This window comes from Winogradskyella vincentii, assembly GCF_020166345.1.
Lineage (GTDB): Bacteria > Bacteroidota > Bacteroidia > Flavobacteriales > Flavobacteriaceae > Winogradskyella > Winogradskyella vincentii.
The window spans coordinates 585,056-602,903 of record NZ_JAIUJS010000002.1; the positions used below are offsets into that span (position 1 = coordinate 585,056).

19 protein-coding genes are annotated in these 17,848 nt (G+C 33.8%); 16 read left to right on the plus strand and 3 right to left on the minus strand.

Features of this window, described 5'->3' with window-relative positions:
* Positions 1-51 precede the first annotated feature (51 nt).
* The 15 genes from cyoE to tsaB all read left to right on the plus strand — a co-directional run bounded on the left by cyoE (position 52) and on the right by tsaB (position 13,352).
* Entirely contained in the window at positions 52-945 is an 894-nt protein-coding gene (cyoE, locus tag LBV24_RS05750) for a heme o synthase (protein ID WP_224477630.1), read from the plus strand.
* Positions 946-1,536 carry a cytochrome c oxidase subunit 3 gene (locus LBV24_RS05755; protein WP_224477631.1) on the plus strand — a complete coding sequence of 197 codons (591 nt, stop codon included), beginning with the start codon at positions 946-948 and terminating at the stop codon, positions 1,534-1,536.
* 36 nt (positions 1,537-1,572) lie between these two features.
* Positions 1,573-2,574 carry a cytochrome c oxidase subunit 3 gene (locus LBV24_RS05760; protein ID WP_224477632.1) on the plus strand — a complete coding sequence of 334 codons (1,002 nt, stop codon included), beginning with the start codon at positions 1,573-1,575 and terminating at the stop codon, positions 2,572-2,574.
* 22 nt (positions 2,575-2,596) lie between these two features.
* Positions 2,597-3,043, plus strand: coding sequence for a cytochrome C oxidase subunit IV family protein (locus tag LBV24_RS05765; RefSeq protein ID WP_224477633.1), 447 nt, complete (start codon positions 2,597-2,599; stop codon positions 3,041-3,043).
* 68 nt (positions 3,044-3,111) lie between these two features.
* Complete coding sequence (locus tag LBV24_RS05770) at positions 3,112-3,816, plus strand: hypothetical protein (RefSeq protein WP_224477634.1); 705 nt, start codon at positions 3,112-3,114, stop codon at positions 3,814-3,816.
* On the plus strand, positions 3,809-4,564 hold the full coding sequence (locus LBV24_RS05775; protein ID WP_224477635.1) for an SCO family protein: 756 nt from the start codon (positions 3,809-3,811) through the stop codon (positions 4,562-4,564). The genes LBV24_RS05770 and LBV24_RS05775 overlap by 8 nt, the downstream gene beginning before the upstream one ends.
* Complete coding sequence (locus LBV24_RS05780; RefSeq protein WP_224477636.1) at positions 4,561-5,112, plus strand: DUF420 domain-containing protein; 552 nt, start codon at positions 4,561-4,563, stop codon at positions 5,110-5,112. The genes LBV24_RS05775 and LBV24_RS05780 overlap by 4 nt, the downstream gene beginning before the upstream one ends.
* Positions 5,113-5,115: 3 nt before the next feature.
* Positions 5,116-5,358: a hypothetical protein gene (locus LBV24_RS05785; RefSeq protein WP_224477637.1), complete on the plus strand. Its 243-nt coding sequence runs from the start codon at positions 5,116-5,118 to the stop codon at positions 5,356-5,358.
* A gap of 115 nt (positions 5,359-5,473) precedes the next feature.
* Positions 5,474-6,175: an ABC transporter ATP-binding protein gene (locus tag LBV24_RS05790; protein WP_224477638.1), complete on the plus strand. Its 702-nt coding sequence runs from the start codon at positions 5,474-5,476 to the stop codon at positions 6,173-6,175.
* A complete protein-coding gene (locus tag LBV24_RS05795) occupies positions 6,168-7,412 on the plus strand; it encodes an ABC transporter permease (RefSeq protein ID WP_224477639.1) in 1,245 nt (414 codons plus the stop codon). Before LBV24_RS05790 ends, LBV24_RS05795 begins: the two co-directional genes overlap by 8 nt.
* A 1-nt stretch (position 7,413) precedes the next feature.
* The gene (locus LBV24_RS05800; RefSeq protein WP_224477640.1) at positions 7,414-8,673 is read left to right on the plus strand and encodes an ABC transporter permease; all 1,260 of its coding nucleotides are present in this window, start codon (positions 7,414-7,416) and stop codon (positions 8,671-8,673) included.
* A gap of 33 nt (positions 8,674-8,706) precedes the next feature.
* Positions 8,707-9,858 carry an efflux RND transporter periplasmic adaptor subunit gene (locus LBV24_RS05805; protein WP_224477641.1) on the plus strand — a complete coding sequence of 384 codons (1,152 nt, stop codon included), beginning with the start codon at positions 8,707-8,709 and terminating at the stop codon, positions 9,856-9,858.
* A 61-nt stretch (positions 9,859-9,919) separates the two neighbouring features.
* Positions 9,920-11,362, plus strand: coding sequence for a TolC family protein (locus LBV24_RS05810; RefSeq protein ID WP_224477642.1), 1,443 nt, complete (start codon positions 9,920-9,922; stop codon positions 11,360-11,362).
* A 2-nt stretch (positions 11,363-11,364) separates the two neighbouring features.
* Entirely contained in the window at positions 11,365-12,666 is a 1,302-nt protein-coding gene (locus LBV24_RS05815) for an efflux RND transporter periplasmic adaptor subunit (protein ID WP_224477643.1), read from the plus strand.
* A gap of 17 nt (positions 12,667-12,683) precedes the next feature.
* Complete coding sequence (gene tsaB, locus LBV24_RS05820; RefSeq protein WP_224477644.1) at positions 12,684-13,352, plus strand: tRNA (adenosine(37)-N6)-threonylcarbamoyltransferase complex dimerization subunit type 1 TsaB; 669 nt, start codon at positions 12,684-12,686, stop codon at positions 13,350-13,352.
* Here the strand turns inward: tsaB and LBV24_RS05825 are convergent.
* From LBV24_RS05825 to LBV24_RS05835, 3 genes are all read right to left on the minus strand, one after another.
* Complete coding sequence (locus LBV24_RS05825) at positions 13,349-14,161, minus strand: mechanosensitive ion channel family protein (RefSeq protein ID WP_224477645.1); 813 nt, start codon at positions 14,159-14,161, stop codon at positions 13,349-13,351. The genes tsaB and LBV24_RS05825 overlap by 4 nt on opposite strands.
* A 57-nt stretch (positions 14,162-14,218) precedes the next feature.
* Positions 14,219-14,419: a dodecin family protein gene (locus tag LBV24_RS05830; protein WP_224477646.1), complete on the minus strand. Its 201-nt coding sequence runs from the start codon at positions 14,417-14,419 to the stop codon at positions 14,219-14,221.
* Between the two features lie 67 nt (positions 14,420-14,486).
* The gene (locus LBV24_RS05835) at positions 14,487-15,389 is read right to left on the minus strand and encodes a NifU family protein (protein ID WP_224477647.1); all 903 of its coding nucleotides are present in this window, start codon (positions 15,387-15,389) and stop codon (positions 14,487-14,489) included.
* A gap of 216 nt (positions 15,390-15,605) precedes the next feature.
* Here LBV24_RS05835 and LBV24_RS05840 point away from each other — a divergent pair.
* Positions 15,606-17,848 (plus strand): choice-of-anchor L domain-containing protein (locus tag LBV24_RS05840; RefSeq protein WP_224477648.1); only part of this gene is annotated, 2,243 nt, incomplete at its 3' end.

Sequence of the window (17,848 nt, forward strand, 5' to 3'; positions counted from 1 at the left end):
TAATTTTCAAGTTATCTTTGCACACGCTAAGAATTAAGCTAAAAAATTGTTGTGAGTAGCGCAAAAACTTCGGTATCAACTGTTTCTGTATTTACAGATTTTAAAGAAATCACTAAAATGGGATTATCCCTTAGCGTGGTTTTTTCTTCATTGGCAGGTTACCTTCTTGGTGCTGAAACAATTAATTTAATCACACTATTGTTGTTAGCAATTGGAGGTTACTTTATGGTGGGTGCTTCTAATGCTTATAATCAAATTATCGAAAGAGATTTAGATGCCTTAATGGATCGTACAAAAAATAGACCTATACCAGCTGGTAGAATGTCTGTGAATACAGCATTTATTATTGCTACAACTTTTACCATTTTAGGATTAATCACGTTATATGTTATTAATCCTAAGACAGCAATGTGGGGTGCAATTTCTATTTTTTTATATACAAGTGTTTATACGCCCTTAAAGACCAAAACAGCACTGTCTGTATTTGTTGGCGCGCTACCCGGAGCAATCCCTTTTATGCTTGGTTGGGTTGCGGCAAGAAATGCGTTTGGTATTGAACCTGGGACTTTGTTTGCTATTCAGTTTTTTTGGCAGTTCCCACATTTTTGGTCAATTGGTTGGTTTTTACACGAAGATTATAAAAAAGGAGGATTTTTTATGCTACCTACCGGAAAACCAGATAAGGGTACGGCAGTACAAATTATTATGTACAGTATTTGGACCACGTTGGTTTCGATACTACCTGTTTTTGGATTTACTGGTGATTTAAAACTTTCAATTGTCGGAGCAATTATAGTTTTACTTTTAGGCTTTGTAATGATCTTTTATGCTTTTAGATTATTTAAAGAGAGGTCAATCAAAGCAGCCAAGCAATTGATGCTTTCGAGTGTATTTTATATTACTATGTTGCAAATAATATATGTGGCAGATAAATTTTTGAGTTAGATGGATTTAACAGAAGGAACACAGCAAGAGAAAAGAGAAAGATCTAAAAGAATGATGTTATGGTTTGGGATAGGTTCTCTTATTATGACATTTGCTGGTCTAATAAGTGCATTTATTGTAAGTCGTAAGCGTGAAGATTGGCTCAATGATTTTCAATTGCCAGATGCTTTTATAATAAGTGCGATTCTAATTTTAATAAGTAGTTTCACAATAATTTTCGCCAAACGAGCCTTAAAGCAAAACAATATGAAAATGGTTACAATAGGATTATTGTTAACCTTGGGATTAGGTATTGCTTTTATTTACAATCAATTTGTTGGCTTTGGACAAATTATTGAAGGCGGTTATAATTTCACAGGACCAACAAGTAATGTCACCATTTCATTTATTTATTTAATAGCAATAGTGCATATTGCGCACGTTGTTGCTGGTATAATTGCATTGATTGTTGTTATTTATAATCATTTTAAACAGAAGTACAATTCCAACAATATGTTAGGTTTTGAACTCGCTGCTAATTTCTGGCATTTTGTAGATGTACTGTGGCTTGCTCTGTTTTTGTTTTTATATTTTTTTAGATACATAATTTGATTATTTTTGTCCAATCTTAAAATTTAAATAATTTCTATGGATTCTACAGTAGCAAGTACTGGTACAGAAGGAAAAACTTGGGGAGGCGGAAATAAGCCTTTAGGAGCAAGTTATGGTAAGTTGATGATGTGGTTCTTTATTGTTTCCGATGCATTGACTTTCTCAGGTTTCTTGGCAGCCTATGGTTTTTCGAGATTCAAGTTTATAAAAGAGTGGCCAATTGCTGATGAGGTGTTTACCCACGTACCGTTTTTACATGGTCAAGAGTTACCTATGATTTATGTAGCTTTTATGACGTTTATTCTTATTATGTCGTCTGTTACAATGGTATTAGCTGTGGACGCAGGGCATCATATGAATAAGGCTAAAGTTACCTTATACATGTTCTTGACTATAATCGGTGGAGCTATTTTCGTTGGTTCACAAGCTTGGGAATGGGCAACATTTATTTCTGGAGATTATGGTGCGGTACAAACAAAAGGTGGTAACATCTTGCAGTTTGGAGAATATGTAAGTGTAGATGGTAAAGAAAAGTTTAAACGTATTTCTATTGATGAGTTTGCTATAGCAGAAGAAAGTGCTAGAGCAGAGCACGAACGTAAAAATGGTTTATGGTTTGTTACGGAAGAATCCTTACCTCCATATACTGTTAGTGAAATCTATAATGGTTTAGCAGCAAATGAAAATATATTAGTTAGAAATCAAATAATTAATGAAGAAGGAGAGAAGACTGTTTTGTCTAGGGCAGAATCTTTAAAACAGATAAAGGAAAATGGACAATTGGTTGTAAAAGGAGCTAACCTTAAAGTAAATGAATATGGAACATCGCTGTTTGCTGATTTCTTTTTCTTTATTACCGGCTTCCACGGATTCCACGTATTTTCAGGAGTAGTTATTAATATCATTATTTTCTTTAATGTGATATTGGGAACTTATGAGAGAAGAGGAAGTTATGAGATGGTAGAGAAAGTTGGTCTATATTGGCACTTTGTCGATTTAGTTTGGGTATTCGTATTTACATTCTTCTACTTAGTTTAAAATATTAAGATTATAAAACGTCATGGCGCACGAGCATAAACTAGAAATATTTAGAGGACTTTTAAAATTTAAGTCCAACACGCAAAAAATTTGGGGAGTATTAGTTTTCCTAACTATTGTAACAGCAGTAGAGGTGATTTTGGGTATCTATAAACCAGATTTCCTAATGGATACATGGATATCTCCGTTTGAAGGTGGTTTCTTTGCTACTTTAGGTAATATTATATTATCACCTTTTATTTACATGAAGCCATTGAATTTAATATTCATTATTCTAACAATCGTTAAGGCTTACTATATTACGTGGGACTTTATGCATATGAGAGATGAAAAAGGAAGTTTAAGAAAAATGGTAGTATGGACTGCAGTTTTTCTTATTTGTTACTTAATTTTCATTTTACTTCAAGAAGGTGGTTATGTATTTGAAGTTTACAATACGGATGATGCCCTTATAAAGCGTGATTTTTAAGGAATAACATTTCGTTAAATGATATTAAAAAGGTGGTTTTATTGAACCACCTTTTTTATTTTTGCATTATGAAAAATGAGAAGATTAAACGCTATGCAGTATTAACCATTTTATTCTTTTTGCCAGTAGCGTTTTTATTGATGTTGTATCCTTCTACGCACAACTATGAACCCTTAGAAATTGTCCATAATGATATTAGTGATATTTCGTTATCAGAAGAAATAAAGCTTCAAGATCATATAACTGTTTTAGCTTTTTTTGGTAACAAACCAATCGATAAGGCAACGGCAGCTTCTAACTTAAAGGAATTGGTGTATGATAAATTTAAGGGCTTTAAAAAGTTCCAAATTGTAGTTCTTGGATTAGAGGGATCAGAAGATGAATATAATAAGCTTAATAAGGAAATTGCCAAGTATGAAGACCTAAAGTTTTGGCATTATATATATTTACCAGAATCAAACATTAAAGAAATATACAGGAGTCTCAAAACTACCGAAGAATTGGATGATAATTTTTCTACTGATAAGGTTTTTATAATAGACAAAGACCGAAATCAAAGGGGTCGTTTGGATGATAGAAAAAGGAAAGAGATAGAAGCAAATAAACCCATTACCCAACTTTATGCATATGATTGTATAGAAGTAGCTGTGATAAAAAATAAAATGAGTGAGGATATGCGCATTTTATTCACTGAATATCGTCAAAAGCGTAAAGGCAAGTTTCAAGATTCTGATTCAAGAAGGGCTAATGATTTAAAAAAAATCGATGAGTAAAAAGAATAACTATTCATACGTCGGCATCGCATTTATAATTTTAGTTTTTGGGATTATTTTCGTTCCAAAAATTATCGATAGAATCAATAACAACGACATTACGAGAGAGGAGAGTCGAAGTAAGAACGTAACTAATGTTGATTCTAGTAAAATGTTAAAAAGCGATTTAGCATATTTAGAAATAAATGGTAAACCCAAAAAGGTGCCAGAATTTAGTTTTACTAATCAAGATGGTAAAATTATTTCCAACAATGACTATTTAGGTAAAGTGTATGTTGTGGAGTTTTTCTTTACGACTTGTCCGACAATATGCCCAATAATGAATAGAAATCTGGTAGAAATTCAGAATGAATTTGACGACTTTGAGAATTTTGGTGTGGCTTCCTTCTCGATTACACCAGATATTGATACTCCAGAAGTTTTAAAGGCATATGCTCAGCGTTATGGAATAACAAATCCCAATTGGCATTTAATGACAGGAGATGAAGAAGGTATATATAAGTTAGCTAATGAAGGGTTTAATCTTTATACCGCAAAGGATGATACCGTAGAAGGAGGATTTGAGCATTCTGGGAATTTTGCACTTATAGATAAAGAGGGTTTTATAAGATCAAGAAGAGATAATTTTGGAAACCCATTAATTTTCTATAACGGTTTAATTCCTGAAGAACAGGGTGAAGATGAAGACGGTATTCCCCAAGAAATTACGATACTAAAAGAAGATATAGCTAAACTGTTGAAAGAATGAGTATTAACAAAATAGATTTTGAGAAAGAAAAAAAGTATAACAAATGGATTGTTGTACTGTCAATTGTAATTCCGGTGGCTGTAGCAGCATTGTTTGGGATTAATTTAAGAGAACTAGGTTTTGATGTAGAACCATTAACTTTTTTACCACCAATCTATGCTACTATTAATGGCCTAACAGCAGTACTATTAATAATTGCATTTATAGCGATAAAAAATAAAAACTTAGTACTCCACGAGAATCTAATGACCACAGCAATATGGTGCTCGGTTGCTTTTTTAGTAATGTATGTTGCATATCATATGACAAGTGATTCAACAAAATTTGGTGGTGAAGGATTTATAAGGTACATCTATTTTTTTGTTTTAATTAGTCACATTTTGTTATCTATTGTGGTTATACCATTTGTGCTTATTACGTATGTAAGAGCAATTACAAACAATATAGAGAGGCATAAAAAAATTGCAAAAATCACCTTTCCGTTGTGGCTTTATGTAGCAGTAACAGGTGTTATTGTTTACATAATGATATCTCCGTATTATTCATAAAAAATGAAACGCAAACTAGCATTTATATTTTTTACAGTTTTTTGGTCTATTCAAATTTGGCCTCAATGTGCAATGTGCAGAGCAGTATTAGAAAGTGGAGACGATCAGGCCGCAGCTGAAGGTATTAATGATGGTATAATCTTTTTAATGGCTATACCCTATATTTTAGTTGCTGTATTTGGCTTTATTTTATATAAAAAATTTAATAAATCCTCAAAAACAAAAAATACTTCAGAGGTACTGTAACAAATATCCTATTTAAGAGTCTTAGTAATACGAAACCAAAGGGAAGTCTTAACAATTCGTTGGCATAAAAACCTAGCTGATTTTCATAACATTGCACAAGATTTAAGTCTCAATTATGATTCAAATTAAGGATTTACATAAGTCTTACCACATGGGAAGCAATTCGCTACATGTACTCAAAGGAATTAATTTTAATGTTAAAGAAGGAGAATTAGTCTCAATAATGGGTTCTTCGGGTTCAGGTAAATCCACATTACTTAATATTTTAGGAATGCTCGATGAAGCAGATGAAGGAGAATATATATTAGATGGTGTTCCTATTAAGAACCTTAACGAAAAAACTGCAGCGCGTTACCGTAATGAATTTTTAGGTTTTATTTTTCAGTCTTTTAATTTAATCAATTATAAATCTGCAACTGAAAATGTCGCTCTGCCACTATATTATAAGGGTATTCCACGCAAGGAGCGTATTGCAAAGGCAGAACATTACCTAGAGAAAGTAGGTTTAAAAGAATGGTCGCATCACTTACCAAGTGAACTTTCTGGAGGCCAAAAGCAAAGGGTGGCAATTGCTAGGGCATTGGCTAGTGAACCAAAAGTTTTGTTAGCAGACGAGCCTACAGGTGCCTTGGATACAAAAACCTCATATGGAGTACTTGAATTAATCCAAGAAATTAATGATGAAGGAAAAACAATTCTCATAGTAACCCATGAAGATGATATCGCACATATGACAAAGCGAATAGTTAATCTAAAGGATGGTGTTATAATTAACGATAGTATAGTAGAACAAGTAAGAGCCAATCAATATGTTTAATATAGAGCGTTGGCAAGAAATATTTGAAACATTAAGAAAAAATAAGTTAAGAACATTTTTAACAGGTCTTTCTGTTGCTTCAGGTATTTTTATTTTAGTAATATTATTGGGGTTTAGTTCGGGAATTGAAAATGGTGTCACTTCCGAATTTCAACAGGATGCTACCAATAAAGTAAGCGTCAGAACTAGGCGAACGACAAAAGGATACAAAGGGTTAAATCCAGGTAGATATATTCAATTAAAAGACGAAGATTTCACTTCAGTTAATGCAACATACGATGATAACTTAGAATATCGTTCAGCAAGTTACAGTATTTGGGGCGGACAAATAACCTACAAAAACGAATCCGGGAATTATAGAGTTAGAGGTGTTTTACCAGACGAACAGTTTATTGAAAACGCTTCTCTGGTCCAGGGACGATTTCTGAATCTTTCAGATATAAATGAAGGAAAGAAAGTAGCGGTTATTGGAAACAAAGTTAAGACCGACCTATTTAAAGGTAAAGACCCAATTGACAAGGATATAGCAATTTGGGGAATTAATTTTAAGGTTGTTGGAGTTTACACGGACCCAGGTGGTGAAAGGGAAGAGAGTAATGTCTTTTTGCCTTTAACTACGGTGCAAAACGCATTTAACGGAGGTGATAATATAAGAGACATGGCTTTTACAGTTAAAATGTCTGAAAATTTTAAAGAAGCTGTTGAGCTCTCTAAGAATCTCACTTTAGCAATTGAGAATGACCTAAAACAAAAGCACATTGTAGCTCCCGAAGATACTGCAGCCATTAGAGTATATAATACTTTAGAAGAGGCAAAGAAAATTTATTCATTAATAGATACAATAAAAGCGGTATTCTGGTTTATTGGTATTGGGACAATTATAGCAGGAGTTGTTGGTGTTGGTAATATTATGATTATCATAGTTAAGGAGAGAACTAAAGAAATTGGTATAAGGAAAGCCTTGGGTGCTATTCCTGTTTCAATTATAGCTATGATTCTTCAAGAGGCAATTTTTGTTACTATGTTCGCTGGCTTATTTGGACTCATTTTAGGACTCGGATTGCTTGAAATTGTTGGTCCACATGTAGATAGTCCATTTATTAAATTCCCGCAAGTAGATTTTAAAACTGCTTTAACTACCGTATTTATATTAGTAGCTGCAGGTGCGTTGGCTGGTTTTATACCAGCATACCGAGCTGCCAAAATAAAACCAATTGTTGCGTTAAGAGACGAATAATATGTTTAAGAAAGATCGTTGGATTGAAATATTAGAAGCGCTAAACGCCAATAAGGTAAGAACTTTACTTACCGCATTTGGTGTGTTTTGGGGTATAATGATTCTTGTCTTATTGTTGGCACTCACCAATGGTTTAAGGAATGGAGTTACTGCAGATTTTGGAAATTTTGCCACAAACTCAATGTTTATGTGGACTCAAGGTACTTCAAAGGCATATAAAGGGTTACCTAAATCTAGAAGGTTTAATTATAAAATAGACGACGTTGCGGCTATCAAAGCCGAAGTACCAGAATTAAAATATGTTTCTCCGAGAAATCAACTAGGAGGTTACCAAGGTGCTAACAATGTAATAAGAGGAACAAAAACAGGAGCATTTCAAATTTATGGTGATTACCCAGAGTTTATAAAACAAAAACCTATGGACATCCTTCAAGGTAGGTTTTTGAATTACTCAGATATAAATGAAAAACGAAAAATTTGCGTGATCGGACCAGATGTTGTTGCTGGGTTATATGATAAGAATGAAGATATTATTGGTTCCTATATTAAAATAAATGGTGTCAACTTTATGGTGGTCGGCACATTTAAAATTACAAATAGTCAAGGTGATACAGAAGAAGAGGCTAATACTATATTTATACCTTTCACAACCTTTAACCAAGCTTTTAATTATGGTGATATTGTTGGTTGGATGGCAATTACAGCTGACGACAAAATATCAATCACGTCGGTTAAGGAACGTATTTTTGCACTGTTAAAAAATAGACATACTATACATCCAGAAGACGTCAGAGCAATTGGTCATTTTGATTTATCTGAAGAGTTTGGTAGAATAAGTGGATTGTTTAAAATATTAGCCTTTGTGGGTTACTTTGTTGGCGCATTGGTACTCATGTCTGGTATAATTGGGATAAACAATATTATGTTAATTGTAGTCAAGGAACGTACAAAGGAAATTGGTGTTAGAAGAGCTTTGGGTGCTACTCCAATTGCAATTCAGGGGCAAATTTTACAGGAGAGTCTTATTTTAACTATTGTTTCTGGAATGACAGGTATTTCATTTGCTGCATTAGTTATTTGGGGTATGAACACCTTATTAGATAGTGTAGGTCCTGTAGAAAATTTTGCAAATCCTAGTGTTAGTATGCAAGTTGTATTTACGGCACTCATTATACTAGTTGCATCTGGTTTGTTAGCTGGGTTAATCCCTGCGATTAGAGCCACTAAAATGAAGCCAGTAGATGCATTGAGAATAGAATAAAACGTTAAATCAGATAGAAAGAATTAATCAAAAATGAAAAGAACAACAACTGTAATAGTTTTAATTTTAATAGTAATAACCTTCGGTGGTGCGTTATATTACTTATGGTCTAAAAACCAGGAAGACCCTATTACATATAATACAGAAAAAGCTTCAAAGGAAACTATTGTGGTGAAGACGGTAGCTACTGGCAGTATTGTACCTAAGGAAGAGGTACTAATCAAACCAAACATCTCTGGTGTAATCGAAGAGGTTTATATTGAAGCAGGAGAATATGTAAATCAAGGTGACCTAATTGCAAAAATTAGAGTAATCCCAAATGTATCTTCTCTAACAAGCGCCAAAAATACTATTGCTTCAAATAGAACATCATTAGAAACAGCTGAGATTAATTTTAAGACCCAGAAAGCAATTTACGATCGCCAGAAAGAATTATTTGACAAAGGTGTAATTGCTGCTAATGAATTCGATCAAGTAAATAATAGTTACTTACAAGCTAAACAAAGTGTTGAACAAGCAAGAATTAATGTACAACAAGCACGTCAAAACTATGATATCATTAAAACAGGTACAACTTCAGGCCTTGGCAATATAGCACAAACACAAGTTAGAGCAACAGTTTCTGGTATGGTGTTAGATGTTCCGGTTAAGGCAGGTAATCAGGTGATTGAAGCAAATAATTTTAACGAAGGAACTTCAATTGCATCCTTGGCAGATGTGAAAAAGATGATTTTTGAAGGTAAGGTAGATGAGAGCGAAGTTGGTAAAATTAAAGAAGGATTACCTTTAGAAATTACTGTAGGGGCAATAGAAAATGAGAAATTTGATGCAGTTTTAGATTATATTGCACCCAAGGGAGTTGAGGAGAATGGAGCAATTCAATTTGAAATAAAAGGATCATTACAAAAAATTGACTCTACATTTATTAGAGCAGGTTTAAGTGCTAATGCATCAATTATATTAGATAAGACAGAAGATGTTTTGGCAATAAAGGAAGCTTTAGTGCAATATGATGTGAAAACCAAAAAACCTTACGTAGAAATAGCCGTTGGCGATCAGAAATTTGAAAGACGAGATGTAGAGTTAGGCTTAAGTAATGGTATATACGTTGAAGTAAAAGAAGGCATATCAGAATCTGATGAAATAAAGGTTTGGAATCAACTTCAAGGACCACCTCAATTCTAAGGACGTAATTAATTCAATTTTTTTTGTAACACAACAAGATTTATCTAGACATATAGACATCATGAAAAAATCAATCATCATAGCAGTTTTACTATTTGGTCTAATTGCTCAAGCACAAAATAAAAAATGGACTCTTAAGGAGTGTGTAGAATACGCTCTAGAGAATAACATTTCTGTTAAGCAAAGTGAATTAGATGTTGAGCTTGCGGATATAGAAAAACTAACCGCTAAAGGTAATTTTGTTCCAGGTATCAATGCAGGTGGTGGAGTTTCTGAGAACACAGGTTTAAGTTTTGATCCAGTAACCAATAATGCACGGACTACAACATTTTTATCTGCTTCCGGGAGTATAAATATGAGCTATACTTTGTTTGATGGTTTAAGAAATTTTAGACAATTACAAAGAGCAGATATATCCAAGTTAGCAAGTCAATATCGTTTAGACAAAATGAAAGATGATATTTCATTATTTGTTGCTAACGGATATCTTCAAGTTATTCTTAACAAGGCGAATTTAAAAGTCTTGATTTCACAAAATGAAGTTACCAAGGAACAGATTCAAAGAACTGAAGAATTAGTTGAAGCTGGTTCATTACCACGTGGTGACCTACTTGAAATTAAAGCTACAGATGCAAGTGAACAGCAATCAATAATAAATGCGCAAAACAATGTTCAAATATCTTTAATTAGCCTAGCTCAATTATTATTGATTAAAGACTATGAAGATTTTGATATAGAAGATGAAGGATACAATATTGTAGACGACGGTGTATCTTCAAGAGATGTTGCTGACATTATTGCATCAGCAAAGGAAAACAGGTCTGAAATTAAAATTGCAGAGCAAAACGTGGAGCTTGCGCAAAAGGATTTACAGATTTCAAAAGGTTCTAATTATCCTACATTAAGTGCGTTTTTTGGTTATAACACAAGATACGCCAATACTCCAAATTTCTCACAGGAAGTTGATCCTAATAACCCTACAATTACTACTCAAATAGGTACTGTAGAGGCGACAGGTCAGTCAGTTGTAGCTGAGTTTCCTAACACATCACTAGTTGAAGTTCCAGCAGATCCACTTTTAGATCAATTATATCTTAATGATGGTATTGGTTATGGGTTACAACTAAATATTCCTATATTAAATGGCTTTAATATTAAAGGTAGTGTTCAAAGAAGTAGAGTAAGTCTAGAGCGTGCAAAGTTCCAATTAGAACAAGCTGAACTAGATTTAGAATCTACTGTATACCAGGCATATGTAGATGCTAAAGGATCATTAAAATCATATGAAGCTGCACAGTTAGCTTTAGAATCGCAAGAACTTGCATATTCTTACGCTAAGGAACGCTATGATGTTGGTTTAACTAATGCATTTGACTTTAGTCAATCTAAACTGAGATACGACAATGCTAGTATAGAATTAAATAGAGCTAAATACGATTACATATTTAAATTGAAAGTTCTCGAATTATATTTTGGAATTCCAGCAACTGAATTAAAGTTTTGATTATGAGTAAAACAGTAAAAATTATTTTAGGAATTGTTGTTCTTATGTTAATTCTGCTTATTGCAGGGTCTAAGATGGGATGGTTTGGCAAACAAGGAAACTTTAAGGAAGTTACAGTTAAGGAGGTTGCATTAAAAGACATTATTGAAACTGTATCTGCAACTGGTAAAATTCAACCAGAAGTTGAAGTTAATATATCATCAGAAGTTTCTGGTGAGATACTAGAATTACCATTTAAAGAAGGCCAAGAAGTTAAAAAAGGTGACTTGTTAGTCAGAGTTAATCCAGATTTAATTCAGTCAGCAGTAAATAGATCGCAAGCTACATATCAAAATGTAAGGGCAAATCTAGAGCAGGCAGAAGCTACTTTAAAACAGGCAAAAGCAGATTATGATAGAAACAAAGCCTTATTCAATAAGGGTGTAATTTCTAAAGCAGATTGGGACAGATCTATAGCTAGTTATGAAACTGCTGTTGCTGGTAAAAGTTCGGCTTATTATAGTGTTCAAAGTGCTGCAGCAACTGTTAATGAGGCTAAGGATAATTTAAATAGAACAACCATTTTTGCTCCAATGAGTGGTACAATTTCTCTGCTAAGCGTTGAAGAAGGTGAACGAGTAGTAGGTACGCAGCAAATGGCGGGTACTGAGATTCTTAGGGTAGCCAATTTACAGAATATGGAAGTTGAGGTTGATGTAAATGAAAATGATATTGTTAAAGTAAATATTGGAGATTCTACGATTGTTGAAGTAGATGCTTATTTAAAGAAAGAGTTTAAAGGGATAGTTACAGAGATCGCAAATTCTGCAGCTGGTAATCTGGCTGCCGATCAAGTAACTAACTTTAAGGTAAAAGTGAGAATATTAGAAGAATCATATCAAGATCTTACGGAAGGTAAACCAGAAAGTTATTCTCCATTTAGGCCTGGTATGACTGCAACAGTGGATATTATAACAAAGACTCGTAAAGATGCAATTGCGGTTCCTATTAGTGCAATTGTAATTAAAACAGATACCAGTTCAACTAAGAAGCCGTATTCAAAAAACAATGCGGAAGGAGACGATGAACCAGTAGAAGAACAAAAATTTGAATGCGTTTTTGTAAATGATGGTGGAAAGGCAAAATTAAGAGTAGTAGAAACTGGTATTCAAGATGATACCTCAATAGAAATTGTTTCGGGATTAGAAGAAAATGATAAGATTATAACAGGGCCATATAATATGGTTTCAAAAACGTTAAAACCTGGCGATCTTATTGAAGAAAAGAATAAGAAACCAGAATCATCTGATACAAGTTCAGAATAGTAGAAATATTTTTTCTAATGGCATTATTGCTTAATATAGAAACAGCAACAACTAATTGTTCAGTCTCTCTATCGAAAGATGGAGAGACTTTAGTTTTAAAGGAAGACAATAGTCTTAGTTATTCTCACGCTGAAACTTTACATGTTTTTATTGATGAAGTCTTTAAAACGGCAAATTTAGAACCATCAAATATTGATGCCGTTGCAGTTAGTAAGGGGCCAGGTTCTTATACTGGATTACGTATAGGAGTATCTTCTGCTAAAGGCATTTGTTATGCCTTAAATAAACCATTGATTTCCGTTGATACCTTAAAAAGTCTTGCTTGCCAAGTTAAAGTAGAAAAGGGATTTATTATACCTATGCTAGACGCCCGCAGAATGGAAGTTTATTCCTCAGTTTTTAGTTATGACTTAAACCAAGTTAGAGAAATAGAAGCCCAAGTAATAGACGAAAATAGTTTTGACGATTATCTAAATGAAGAACCGGTTTATTTTATAGGTAGTGGTGTCGAAAAAACAAAGTCTATAATTAATCACCCTAATGCAATTTTTATAGATAACAAATTACCATCTGCTAACCAGATGTCAGTTTTATCTGAAATCAAATATAAAAAAAGCGACACCGAAGATGTCGCTTATTTTGAACCTTATTACTTAAAGGATTTTGTTGCTATAAAAAAGGCTTAACCTTGTTTATGTATCTCAACTTGATGTGGATATGGAATTTCAATTCCAGCCTTATCTAATTCAATCTTCACATTTTCATGTGTTTCAAAATATACATCCCAATAATCAGCAACATTACACCAAGGTCTTACAGCAAAGTTTACTGAGCTATCTGCTAATTCCGAAACATTTACTGTAGGAGCAGGGTCTTTTAATACTTTTGAGTTAGAAGTAAGTACTTGCATTAAAACCTCTTTAGTCTGTTTTATATCAGCATCATAGCTTACGCCAAAGGTCAAATCAACACGAAGAATACCTTCAGTGCTATAATTCACAATATTTCCATTAGACAAAGCACCATTTGGAATTATTACCTCTTTATTTGTTGGTGTATTTAATTTAGTTGTGAAAATTTCTATTTCTTTTACAACTCCCAATTCTCCTTGGGCTTCAATTAAATCTCCGATTTTAAAGGGTTTAAATATCATTATCAAAACACCACCAGCAAAGTTTCCTAGTGATCCTTGAAGAGCTAATCCAATTGCCAAACCTGCGGCCGCGATAACAGCGGCAAATGAAGTCGTTTCAATACCCATTGTACCTAGTACAACAATGAATAATATAATTTTTAAGATCCAATTAGTTAAGTTGACAAGAAACTTCTTTAAGCTTTCATCATAATTGGCTTTGTTCATTGCTTTTTTTAGACCTTTCAAAATCAGTTTAATAATCCAGCTACCAATAATCCAAATTACAATAGCTCCAATTACTTTTGGTCCGAAATCAATAATCAATTCGTAACCTTTGTCAATCCATTTTTGTGTATCCATACTTATTAATCTTATTCTTTAAAAAAGACCCGATTTTCACCGAGTCTTTAATTCAAATTATTTTACTTCAAAGGTGAGCTTTAGATTCACTCTAAATTCAGTGACGTCATCCCCTTTTACAATTGCACTTTGATCTTGTACATAAACTGAGCGAATGTTTTTTACTGTCTTCGCTGCTTCTTTTACAGCTTTCTTAGTAGCATCCTCCCAGCTTTTATCTGAGTTAGATAGTACTTCAATTACTTTTAATACTGCCATAATAATATAATTTAAGTTATTTTTTGTTACTTATTTTAAGACACGTTTAATTTAAACTGGTCACCTTTTAATTGTTTATGGCATCCACAGTGATTTCAGTATCATTCAACATTTCTTTGAGCATATTTTCAATACCGTTTTTTAATGTAAATGTAGAAGATGGACAACCACTGCAAGCACCTTGTAATAATACCTGTACCTTCTTTGTAGTTTCATCATAAGACTTAAACTCAATATTTCCACCATCGCTTGCAACCGCAGGTTTAACATATTCCTCTAAAATATTTACTATGTTTTTAGATGTGTCATCTAGAGCTTCAAATTTTTGTTCTATCGCCTCTTCGGTTTTATTAAGTTGTTGCGGAGCATTATCGTTCAAAATGGTTTTGCCATTTTCAACATAGCCTTTAATAAACTCTCTTAATTGCAAAGTAATTTCCTCCCATTCTACGATGTCAAATTTTGTAATTGACACATAATTTTTATCAATAAAAACATTTTTCACAAAGGGAAATTGAAACAATTCAGTTGCAAAAGGAGATGGTTTTGCATCTTCTATTGATGAAAACTCGTAAAGGTTAGCAACTAATACTTTGTTGCAAACAAATTTTAAAACACTTGGGTTTGGAGTACTTTCAGCATAAACAGTAACTGCTGCTTTTGGTTTTATTGCATCTTCAGTAACAACAATCCCGTCATTCGATAAATAATCTTCTAGTTGTTTTGCTACTTCATCTTGAACATCCTTCCAATCAACAATGTTAAAGCGCTCAATTGCCACAAAATTTGAAGCTATATAAACCTTTTTTACAAAGGGTAAATAGAATAATTGTTGAGCTAGTGGAGAGTCCTTGGCTTCATCAATATTGCTAAATTCAAAACTGTTATGATTAGTCAAAAATCTATCAGCCTCAAACTTCAAAATAGAATCATTTGAGGTAGTATGTATAGAAATATTTGTTTTAGGCATCTTTTTTATTTGCAAAAATATGAAATAAACGCATCAAACGTTAATCCTAAACATTATGTTTTCTATCTAATTTCTTAAGTCAATTCATATAATTTGATTAAATTTCGTGTCCAATGAAAAAATCTAATGAAAAGAAATTGTTGAAACAGGAATGATCTTTTTATTGTGTCCTAAATTCAGTTGGATTGTAATTGATTTAGGACTAATAGCTAATCAATGAGAAAATTAATCTTTGTATTTGCCCTTATAACTTCATTTTATGCTAATGCCCAAGATGTATTAATGCAAAATGGCACATTTAATAGATGTGCTCCGGATAAGTTTTTTGATTCTGGAGGTGAATTTGCAAATTATAGTAATGGAGAAAATATTGTAACAACAATTTGTCCTCAGAACGCCGGTGAGTTCATCATATTAGATTTTTTGTCTTTTGTAACCCAGTTAGGTCTTAATCCTGATTTTTTAAATATTTATGATGGCACGGATACAACAGCTAACTTGTTGGGTTCATTTCAAGGTGCAGTAGGCCCATTTACTGTTAGTGCATCAGATTCTAACACATCAGGTTGTTTAACATTGGAATTTATATCACATCCAAGTGATGGAACAATCGATGGTTGGGAAGCAAATATTTTATGTGCAACAGCATGTCAGGATATTGTTGCTTCAATTGATACGACAACTCCAGCACCAAACGGAACAGGTGTAATTAGTATTTTACCTGGTGATACAGTTGATTTTTCTGGGAGTGCAACTTTTTCAGTTGATGGTTCAAATGCTACTTACGATTGGGATTTTGGTGATGGAAATACGGCTATAGGTACTGATGTTTCTCATTTATTTCCAGTAGCAGGAACCTATACAGTTACATTCACGGCCACAGATGATAATCCACAAGGTTGTACGGGTACAGAAACCATAACTGTTTTTGTTCTTGGTCCTAATGTTGTTGTTGATCAAGATTTGTTTACACCAGAAGAATTAATAGAGGATGTATTAGTAAATAGCCCTTGTGCATCGGTTTCAAATATTACATGGTCAACCGGAATAAATTTTAGCCCAATTGAACCAAATGGAATAGGGTACTTTTTTAGTGATGGTATCAATTTCCCTTTTGAGGATGGTGTGTTGCTAACTTCTGGAAATGCGAGTGAAGCAGAAGGGCCAAATATTGGAGGAACTATTGGTGCAGGTTCGCCTGCTTGGCCAGGAGATCCTGATTTAGACGCAATTGCTGGGACTAATACTACCAACGCTACATATATTCAATTCGATTTTGTCCCATTAGCTGATAATATAAGTTTTGAGTTTTTAATGGCGTCAGAAGAATACGATATGGGAAGTTTTGAATGTAATTTCTCTGATGCTTTCGCTTTCTTGTTGACAGATTCAATGGGAATTACAACCAATTTAGCAGTTCTCCCAGGAACCAATACACCAATTTTGGTAACCAATATTCACTTAGATAATGGCTCTTGTCCTGCTCAAAATCCACAATATTTTGGTGAATATACACCCGCAGGTGGACCTCCTATAGCTTTTGACGGTAGGACCTCCGTATTTACAGCGCAATCTGCAGTGAATCCTGGGGAGACGTATACTATTAAATTGGTAATTGGAGATGATGGTAATGGTGGGTCAGATACTATATTAGATTCAGGGGTATTTTTAAAGGCTGGAAGTTTTGATTTAGGTGGTGACCTTGGAGAGGATATTACAATTGCTTCTGGTACTGCACGTTGTGGCGGCTCATCAGTTGAGTTAGATACTAGCCTCACGGGTGCAACACATACATGGTATTATGAAGGAGTAGAAATTATGGGAGAAACTGGTTCAATGATTTCCGTTACTGAACCCGGTACATATTCAGTAGATATAGTGTTTTCTGGTGTATGTCAAGCATCAGATTCAATTTTAGTTGAATTTATTCCTAGTCCAACAGCAAGTCCAGCAATTGATTTATTTGAATGTAGCTCTTCTGGTACAGCAGAATTTGATTTATCTCAAAATGATAATAATGTATTAGGAACGTTTGATCCATTAGATTTTGTCGTTTCCTATCACCTAACTGAACAAAATGCAATTGACAATGTTGATGCTTTGCCAATTAATTATACCAATATTTCTAATCCTCAATTAATTTGGGCAAGAGTTGCAGACAACTCTCAAGCTTGTTTTGATGTTGTCTCATTTAGTATTTCTACTTTTGGCCAGCCAGTGATCAATCCCGTAGCTGACATGGAGATGTGCGACGACGGCTTGAACGACGGCACAGAGCTTTTCAACCTGGATTCCCAGACGCTTGGTATTTTGGGCGCCCAGGACCCTGGTGCTTTCGATGTGACCTACCATTTGAGCTTTACTGATGCCGATGGCGGCGTCGGTGCCTTGGCGAGTCCCTTCCCCAACACGGTGAACCCCCAGCCGATCTACGTGAGGGTGGAGACCATAGGCGATGC

Bases quoted from the DNA above. Each gene is read 5' to 3' on its own strand.
- LBV24_RS05755 (WP_224477631.1), top strand. From the start codon at position 946: ATGGATTTAACAGAAGGAACACAGCAAGAGAAAAGAGAAAGATCTAAA.
- LBV24_RS05760 (WP_224477632.1), top strand. From the start codon at position 1,573: ATGGATTCTACAGTAGCAAGTACTGGTACAGAAGGAAAAACTTGGGGA.
- LBV24_RS05765 (WP_224477633.1), top strand. From the start codon at position 2,597: ATGGCGCACGAGCATAAACTAGAAATATTTAGAGGACTTTTAAAATTT.
- LBV24_RS05770 (WP_224477634.1), top strand. From the start codon at position 3,112: ATGAAAAATGAGAAGATTAAACGCTATGCAGTATTAACCATTTTATTC.
- LBV24_RS05775 (WP_224477635.1), top strand. From the start codon at position 3,809: ATGAGTAAAAAGAATAACTATTCATACGTCGGCATCGCATTTATAATT.
- LBV24_RS05780 (WP_224477636.1), top strand. From the start codon at position 4,561: ATGAGTATTAACAAAATAGATTTTGAGAAAGAAAAAAAGTATAACAAA.
- LBV24_RS05785 (WP_224477637.1), top strand. From the start codon at position 5,116: ATGAAACGCAAACTAGCATTTATATTTTTTACAGTTTTTTGGTCTATT.
- LBV24_RS05790 (WP_224477638.1), top strand. From the start codon at position 5,474: ATGATTCAAATTAAGGATTTACATAAGTCTTACCACATGGGAAGCAAT.
- LBV24_RS05795 (WP_224477639.1), top strand. From the start codon at position 6,168: ATGTTTAATATAGAGCGTTGGCAAGAAATATTTGAAACATTAAGAAAA.
- LBV24_RS05800 (WP_224477640.1), top strand. From the start codon at position 7,414: ATGTTTAAGAAAGATCGTTGGATTGAAATATTAGAAGCGCTAAACGCC.
- LBV24_RS05805 (WP_224477641.1), top strand. From the start codon at position 8,707: ATGAAAAGAACAACAACTGTAATAGTTTTAATTTTAATAGTAATAACC.
- LBV24_RS05810 (WP_224477642.1), top strand. From the start codon at position 9,920: ATGAAAAAATCAATCATCATAGCAGTTTTACTATTTGGTCTAATTGCT.
- LBV24_RS05815 (WP_224477643.1), top strand. From the start codon at position 11,365: ATGAGTAAAACAGTAAAAATTATTTTAGGAATTGTTGTTCTTATGTTA.
- tsaB (WP_224477644.1), top strand. From the start codon at position 12,684: ATGGCATTATTGCTTAATATAGAAACAGCAACAACTAATTGTTCAGTC.
- LBV24_RS05825 (WP_224477645.1), bottom strand. From the start codon at position 14,161: ATGGATACACAAAAATGGATTGACAAAGGTTACGAATTGATTATTGAT.
- LBV24_RS05830 (WP_224477646.1), bottom strand. From the start codon at position 14,419: ATGGCAGTATTAAAAGTAATTGAAGTACTATCTAACTCAGATAAAAGC.
- LBV24_RS05835 (WP_224477647.1), bottom strand. From the start codon at position 15,389: ATGCCTAAAACAAATATTTCTATACATACTACCTCAAATGATTCTATT.